Source organism: Rhodovulum sp. (genome assembly GCF_011048875.1).
GTDB lineage: Bacteria > Pseudomonadota > Alphaproteobacteria > Rhodobacterales > Rhodobacteraceae > Rhodovulum > Rhodovulum tesquicola.
On record NZ_DSDD01000003.1, the window covers coordinates 1 to 1,884 of the forward strand.

The window sequence follows — 1,884 nt, forward strand, 5'->3', positions numbered from 1 at the left end:
CGATCTCGTCCAGAAGGAACGCCACGTTCTCGGCTTCGTTCTTCATCGGGATCACGATCGAGACGGCGGGCATGGTGGCCTCATGGCGGGCTGCCGCGGCAGGGCAGGCGGTGGCGCGGGTTAAACATGATCGGGGCGGTCTTGTCCATCGGCGCGAGGGGGCGCCATGCGCAGCGTGTCGCCGGGGTCGATCCGCGGCGTCAGCGCCACGCGCTCGCCCGCGCCGGACAGCCCCTGCGCCACGCAATCGGCGATGATCCGCGCTGCCCGCCGCCCGATCTCGCGGCGCTGGATATCCATGGTCGCGGGTTTCAGCGGCAGCCCGTCCAGCAACTCGATCCCGTTGAACCCGGCAAGGCCCATCCGGCCGGGGATGTCGATGCCGTTTCCCAGGCAGTAAAGCAGGCCGCCCGCCGCAATCATGTCATTGGAGTAATACAGGAAATCCAGGGCCGGATTGCGGCCGAGCAGGGCACGGGTCATCTCCCGCCCGGTGGCCAGCCCCGATCCGCCCGAATAGAACTCGTGATCGGCCACCTCGATCCCCGCCCGTGCCAGCGCCCCCGTGAAGCCCTCGAAGCGCTTGCGTGCGCGGTGGTCCATCGGCATCTTGGTGCCCAGGAACCCGATCCGCCGGTAGCCCGCCGCGGCGATGGCGCGGGCCATCTCGGCACCCGCGCGGCGATGCGAGATGCCGACGACCGAATCCAGCGGTTCGCCGTCCAGGTCCATGATCTCGACCACCGGGATGCCCGCCGCCCGCAGCATCGCGCGCGTGGCCTCGGAATGTTCCAGCCCGGTCACGATCAGCCCCGAGGGCCGCCAGGACAGCATCTCGAACAGCACCTTCTCCTCATGCGGCGGATCATAGCGCGATAGCCCGAACACGGGCTGAAGCGGCGTATTTTCAAGCACCTCGTTGATGCCCGACAGAACCTCTGGAAAGACCATGTTCGACAGCGACGGGATGATCACGCCCACCAGGTTCACCCGCTGGCTGGCCAGCCCGCCGGCGATCCGGTTCGGCACATAGCCCAGCCGCTTGGCCGCCTCCAGAACCTTTTCGCGGGTCTTTTCCGTCACATCCCCGCTGGCGCGCAAGACGCGGCTGACGGTCATCTCGGACACGCCAGACGCCTCGGAGACATCGCGCAGCGTCAGCGGCTTGCGCGGGCGGGGCGGGTCGGAAAGGGTCACGTGCAAGACGCTCCTGTCGAGGCTTTCGCCGCAGTTAAGCGCGGGCCGGGTGAAATTCCAAGCGCATGCAGACTTGCATGCACAGCATTTTCCGGAGAGAAAGGCCCGGCATGGCCCCGTGGCTCAACAGGATAGAGCAATCCCCTCCTAAGGGATAGGTTGCAGGTTCGAGTCCTGCCGGGGTCGCCAACGCCTCCCTAAACATATGTTTATCCTCACTTTTTTTGAAGGTTTGGAACTTTGGTCGTTTGAGTTGGAACTTTTTGTTCGGTTTTCGTGCTGCTGAGCACCTTCCGCTTGTTAAAGTTGCGGATGTATCGTTCGATCTCGGACGGGCTTTCATGCCCCGTCCAGGCTCCGATTTGAGCCGAGGTTCCTTCGGCTTCGGCTAACGCCCGAGCCCGGCTTTTCCGCAAACCATGCGCCGAACGGCCACAGACACCCGCAGCTCTGGCTTTGGCAGCAAACCACTGGCCCGCTGCCTTGACGCTCCGGGATTTGCCGTGCGCCGTCGTCATCCATGTCATGTGCTTGTCTTTTCGGGCGGCCAGTGCCGCATGAAGGTAGGCTCAGGACCCATTGATTGGCTTGATGCCGCTGCCTCTGCGTGATTCAAGACCCTGCGCTGATGGGGAGCACGATGAGCAATCTTTTCTGGCTGACAGACGAGCAGATGGAGCGGCTGAA

Annotated in this window: 2 protein-coding genes and 1 tRNA gene; 1 reads left to right on the plus strand and 2 read right to left on the minus strand. The window is 64.2% G+C overall.

The genetic code is table 11. The features are described from left to right. Window positions 1–120: 120 nt before the first annotated feature. Window positions 121–1,197 carry a LacI family DNA-binding transcriptional regulator gene (locus tag ENN83_RS00025; RefSeq protein ID WP_287182583.1) on the minus strand — a complete coding sequence of 359 codons (1,077 nt, stop codon included), beginning with the start codon at window positions 1,195–1,197 and terminating at the stop codon, window positions 121–123. 112 nt (window positions 1,198–1,309) lie between these two features. On the opposite strand from ENN83_RS00025, the gene ENN83_RS00030 reads away from it, so the two are divergent. After that, window positions 1,310–1,386: transfer RNA gene (locus ENN83_RS00030), tRNA-Arg, on the plus strand. Window positions 1,387–1,412: 26 nt separating this feature from the next. Here ENN83_RS00030 and ENN83_RS00035 read toward each other — a convergent pair. Next, a complete protein-coding gene (locus ENN83_RS00035) occupies window positions 1,413–1,724 on the minus strand; it encodes a hypothetical protein (protein ID WP_287182585.1) in 312 nt (103 codons plus the stop codon). Between the last annotated feature and the right edge of the window lie 160 nt (window positions 1,725–1,884).

Excerpts from the sequence above, each read along its gene's own strand:
- ENN83_RS00035 (WP_287182585.1), bottom strand. The coding sequence starts at position 1,724 with ATGACATGGATGACGACGGCGCACGGCAAATCCCGGAGCGTCAAGGCA.